Below are 5786 nucleotides of genomic sequence, written 5' to 3'. Positions count from 1 at the left end.
AATACGCGAAACGGGGTTGTTCTATCTTTAAATTTAATTACGCAACAAAGCCGGTTAAAGCCTAGAACAACCGCCCAGTTATTACTAATGTTATAATCCACATCCAATTTAATGTAAGGATTCACTTCTTTACCTCTAGCTTCATTCCCTACATCAAGATCTGCTAACAAACCGCCAGAAAGTGCAAAGTTGGTTTTATCTGTGAATGGAAAGTTTAGCTTTAGCAACGCTCCAAATTGAAGAAAGTTGCTGTCAAACTGATCTGAATTCCAATCGATGTACCTAACAATGCTCTCGACCGAGACAAATTTATAAACCGGCACGCCGATATCCAACGCGTAGCCTATACCGAAATCAGCGCTATCTTCTGAATCCAACTGGTTCACAAAATCTAGCTTCGGCGTAATGTAAAACGATTCATTGTATTCCGCTGCGTAACCAGTGATAGCGTAGATAACCGTCGCTACTGCAATGAGTTTTTTTAACATGTTAAAAGTCCAATCCAAATATTACGACAAAGGAATCCGAGTATCCGCCAGTAACGACTTCATTAACTGATTTATCGCTGTAACCAACCGTTAGGTTGTAACTAATTCTCGTTTTATCACTTCCAACAGGCGCCAATACCACACCAGCATTATTTAATACAGCCGTGGTTGCCTTACCGTTATCACCGATAATCACTTTGTCTTCACAAGTATCACAATGAACGTAATACGGAATTTTTTCATCTGGCTGGGAATCATGAGTTAAGGAATAATCTTTTGAAGTATCAAACTTCATTTTGATTCCGGTATTAAAGTACCCTAGTGTCTCGATATTAAACCGAGTTTTTCCTTTTACCGTTCCTGAACCATATTGAGGAGGCATAACTCCACCGTTTTCTGGCGTCACAACTAAGGAAGTAAAGGCCTCAGGTAGATAGTTCACTTGAAAGGTCAAATTAATCGACAAGTTTCGATAGGTAAAAACCGACATGTTGTTGTAAAAGTAATATCGCAACGGAATTTTCACACTACCTATGTAAGTGCCTTCGGGTTTCCCCCTTAGCGCTGATAATAGATCAGAAATTTGAAACATAGGCCTAATAAAATAAAAAGGAATATTCTCTTTTACGCTCACCACTGGATAATTGGAAATACACGTGTTGCTCGCAGTGTTGTTGACCAGCAAAACACCTGATGATGTTTGTACTGGATTGCATCGTGTTTTTTCTAAACCAAAACCATGTGACGAATCGCTGGTATCAACTGAAGAGTTAAACCCTCCCCAATTGAACTCAAACCCATAAAAAGACACCTTTGCCTCAGCCCGAGTAGATCCATTTGTCAACGTTATCGACTTAGTTCCCTTTTCAACTGCTGGGAGCCATTTCTTTGTTGGCTCTAAGCCCGATAGCACTTCTGAGGTGGTGGTTAAATACGAACCAGCGTACGGTGTGGCATTTTCATATCGGATATCTTCCCCTTTAACTGTGATATTCACTGTCAAAGCATAACTTGATGCGCTGCAAATCAAGGGGAGAACGAATAGAATTAAATGTCTCATAAGCTACCTACAAATCCGTTATCGTTCCTTGGCAAGAACGACGATTTTCTTTCGAAAACTTTCATCATGGTTTAATACCGTGACGTTCAGGTTTTTATTTACTAAACCTTTTGGTAAATCAAAGCTCTTTTTTCTACCTTTAATCAGTGTATAAAATACACTGCACGAATTTTTTTTCACACCTTGGCAGTTGTCTATCAAAACTCGAAGCATGGTGTTGCCCTTGTTATGAATAGAAAGACTTTTTCCTATAACATCAATATCATAATCGACCTTTGGTTCTTTAGCCGGAACAATTAATATCGGCGCGTATCCAACAAAAATATTCACCGACTGCTCACCTGACTCAGAACCATTCGCGTAAGGTTTTGGAATAAATACAATCTCGTAGGTACGGTCTTCACCCCATGAGCAACTGTCTCCACAGATGGCTCGGATGCCAAGACTCTTTGTTCGACCTGGCTCAATAATGAATTTGGGATTACTGATCGCAACTGTCCATTCCGCCAAGTTTTCGCGTGTGTATGGTTTGCGTACTAACCCACCCTCTTCCGTGGTCACAATTTCATTGATTTTGGTTTCAACGAAATAGACTATCTCTTTGTCATTGGTAACAGTGAACGATGCGTTGCCGTTTTCATCGGAAACCTGCAGCATTTTGTCGAGATACACAGCGCTGGATAATGTCGAGAAAAGACACAAAAGCGCTCCAACTAATAATCTCATTTTCATATTACTTTTTTACCTCACCAATGTTAATTGGAGTATTTGTTCTCGCAAATTTAAGTAGTTTATCCATTTCTTCTAACTGTATATTTGAGAGAAGGCGTTCATCTTCATAAGAAACATAGACAGCGACTCGTTCGCGCTTATCTAGCATGTAAACTTGCATATTCTTGCTTTCAATATTGGATATAAAACCGAATGTATTAAGACCCTTGTAATACTCACCCAAGTACTTAACTACCTTATCGTTATCGTTATCGGAATGACTAGATATAAGAACCGACTCACCTAATCTTAGTTCAGGAAAGCAATAGTTAATACCGTAGTTAATTTTATCTTGATAAATTTCCAGCTCACACACCAAACCATCTGCCTTTAATGTAAATGGCAACTCATCAAGTACCGTAATATCGAAAACACCATCATAAAGCTCATAAATGTCCAAACAGCCCGTCCCCTCACACGTTATGTTTGCAATCGGCGTATTAAAAATATCTTTAAAACCCGAGATAATTTTTTTACTGATGCCTACACTGGTCGTTAACTCAATCACGCCTGATGGGTACGAATAACCCGAGCTGAAATCTCGACCACTGTTTTGTAGATCACCGACATCGGTATTCAGCTCCATCGCGTACTGTCGGTAGTCAGTCATTGGAATAACCGTCTGGTAGTTATAGACCGGTACTTTCTTCAACTGGCCATCGTTATCTTTAACGGTTAAGTACGCTTTCAGCCTATTGTCGTCACTTGACCGCTGTTGACCACCGTTACGTTGCAGGTTAATAATGCCATAACTGCTACTTTTATTAGCGGTAACGTACCCTTTCCCGTTGGCAAAAATTTGCGACGAATCAAAGCCTAGCGAGGCTCCCTTCTTGCCTTGTGTATCAGCAGTGACTAGCCCGTTGGCACGTAAGTAGTCGTTACGGTAATTACCTGAATAAGAGCTATCGACTCTGGTCGAGGACCCTGAAACATTGTTGTAAACATGACTCACTTCGCCATAGTCTTGGTAGTTTTCTCCGTCAATGATGGACGACGCTGACAAAGTATTTCTAATCGATGATACTTGTCGGTTATAACCATGAACCGTTGACCGGAAATAAATTGAATCTTGCGGGTTCAAATTGATCGTCACCGACAAACTTCCATCGAGCTTGTCTAGTTCAAAGTCTTCTTGCAAAGAATCTGTTGTATAACCCAGATTGACGTCGAGTCGGACATAGTTGTTAATCTGCCGGCCTAAACCAAATGAGAAGTTATAGTTTTCATAGTCAATCGATGTGACATCGCTTTGGTTAAAGTTATACGCGCCACTTAACCTTGCCTGGCCTAAGTTAAACAATTCAAATGAGCTACCTATATAGGCACGCTTAAAATTACCATAACCGTACAGCGTAGATGCCAAATTATTGTTGCTACCACCTTTGTATTCTTGGAAAGAGGTGGTGAAAAAACCTAAATTCAACGTAGTATCAAAATAAGTTTCGCCACTGTTAGCGTAGTTATACGTTGACTGAAGAGACAGTTCCCAAGGTAGATCGAACGCTAAGCCTGCCGTCGCGATCGCCCCTAAATTACTGCCTGTAACACCTAACCCCAAAAGAGTTGAATTATGTACTTTTAGACTCGTCAGCCCGCGAGCAAACATCAATTCATCTTCTTGCTCTTTATTGACGATATTTTTGCCTTCAAGTTGCCCTACAGACAGTAGAAAATCGCATTCATTCAGCGCCAAATTGTCAGAACGTTTATTATAGATAGTGTGTGCTTCTTGCAATAGCGGGTTGTCGTTATTACGAACTTCTAAAATGACATCGTAAATACCGTATGGCAGTTCAGAGTAAGAAATAAATTGCTGACCAGGTTCGGTGTTTCGGTTTAACAATATCCGGCCACTGTCGGCGTCTTTGACGATCAAACGCCCAACCGATGGCGAGAAGAAATAGAGTTGTTTGTTTTCGTTTCGCCCACCCAATAACAGATTGTTTGATGAACCAAAATCTATGGATCGCTCGGTTACGCCATTCAGCGTTGAGCCTTCAAGTAAGAAATCTGTACTGTTCATTGATTCATGACCGATGAACTGCCCGACTCGCAAACTGTATCGGTCAAAATCGAGATGGTATGCAAGCTTATACACGTCGAATTCGTCGTTGTAACTTTGGTACTGCGCCTCGCTTTGGATGTAACCGTAATTCAACCCAACCATCAACTCATCGTTGATGCTGTAATTGAAATCCGAGCCATCATATTTATCGAAATCGATAGAAACGTGGTTAATGGTCGCTGGGTTATCTTTTGGGGTTTGTTGGTATTTCCCATCTACTTTAGATTCGACTTGATTGACTAAGTTAGGACTAACAAAAAGCTGTAGGCGTTTATTGTCATAGTCCAACACCAAAGCATAAGCTTCGCCCGTAGGAACTAGCACACAGTTGGACAGTTCTTTTTCTTTACACTCGTTATTTCTAACCTTGACACCATTTTTTAGTTCAACCAGTATTTTTTCGACATAAAGAGGCTTCACATTGTTGTCCAACAGCATGCGGCTTAGTTTTGCGTTTTCGTTAGAATAATTACTTAGCTTTACGCTATCGTAGGCAACGAGTAGAACCGTATCACGATAGTCGCCGTTTAATTGCTTCAACTCAAGGTTTTGCTTTTGGTATGAAAAAAAGTCTTCAAAACCTTCGGGAACATCCACTTCCATTGAAAAAGAACAAGGTGAAAAGATCAATGTAACGCTAGTTAATAAGTAGTATATACTTTTCATAAATCATACCTAAAACCTACAACAAACGAGCCGTTACAACTTCTAACCTCTTCATCTGATATAACCTTGAACTTTAGCTTCAGGCCGTGGGTAACAACGTTACTTGTTGAATCAAAGTTTATATCTGAATAAGTAATTGCTTCATCAATATTCATTGGCGCCACTTTGTCATCAATATGGATCTTGGCGATACTGTCGTAGCCATCAAGCATATTATCTAGCTCAGGACGAACTGATGAGTAACAACTAGAAACGTTATTTATGAGAAATAGTTGATAGCCCGTTATTTTTAATTTTGAATCGAATAAATAGACATCCGATTCAATATTGAGCTTGACTTGCTTATCTGCAAACGTGCTGATACTAGGATCATATGCAAGAGTTATTGAACTAGGATCGAGTTTCAAACTGACCGTATCCGCCAACATATTTGAACGATCAATATTGGTCGACACCTGAAACGTATAACTGTCAGTGTGTGCTATGGCACTAGGAACCATCACAGCTACTAACAGTACAGTACAGTACAGTACAGTACTGCAAACAATAACTCTCACGTAATATTTCCCCACATAAAAAAGAGGGGCAACTTCAAATAACATCACCCCAGATTACTTTCTAAATTAGAGCTCTGAAGCCACTACCGTTACTGATAACGCAGCATCTTGACCTGTATACGCGGCTTTGTTGCGTAATTAAATTTAAAGATAGAACAACCCCGTTTCGCGTATTT

General features: G+C 40.0%; 5 protein-coding genes. All 5 read right to left on the bottom strand.

The features are described 5' to 3' along the window. A partial coding sequence (locus tag AB6D07_RS22495; RefSeq protein WP_372140757.1) for an outer membrane beta-barrel protein occupies positions 1–488 on the bottom strand: 488 nt, incomplete at its 3' end. 1 nt (position 489) lies between these two features. Further along, positions 490–1548 (bottom strand): hypothetical protein, encoded by a 1059-nt coding sequence (locus tag AB6D07_RS22490; protein WP_017102327.1) that lies wholly within the window; start codon positions 1546–1548, stop codon positions 490–492. Between the two features lie 18 nt (positions 1549–1566). Continuing rightward, on the bottom strand, positions 1567–2280 hold the full coding sequence (locus tag AB6D07_RS22485; protein WP_029222807.1) for a hypothetical protein: 714 nt from the start codon (positions 2278–2280) through the stop codon (positions 1567–1569). Position 2281: 1 nt separating this feature from the next. Then, on the bottom strand, positions 2282–5053 hold the full coding sequence (locus AB6D07_RS22480; protein ID WP_372092392.1) for a CS1-pili formation C-terminal domain-containing protein: 2772 nt from the start codon (positions 5051–5053) through the stop codon (positions 2282–2284). Beyond that, on the bottom strand, positions 5050–5658 hold the full coding sequence (locus tag AB6D07_RS22475; protein WP_372092389.1) for a hypothetical protein: 609 nt from the start codon (positions 5656–5658) through the stop codon (positions 5050–5052). Before AB6D07_RS22475 ends, AB6D07_RS22480 begins: the two co-directional genes overlap by 4 nt. Positions 5659–5786: the final 128 nt, after the last annotated feature.

The organism is Vibrio sp. 10N.239.312.C11, from assembly GCF_041466065.1.
In the GTDB taxonomy this organism is placed as follows: domain Bacteria; phylum Pseudomonadota; class Gammaproteobacteria; order Enterobacterales; family Vibrionaceae; genus Vibrio; species Vibrio tasmaniensis_A.
Note: the sequence above shows the minus strand (reverse complement) of the source record. Positions and strands in the feature narration are given on the sequence as shown.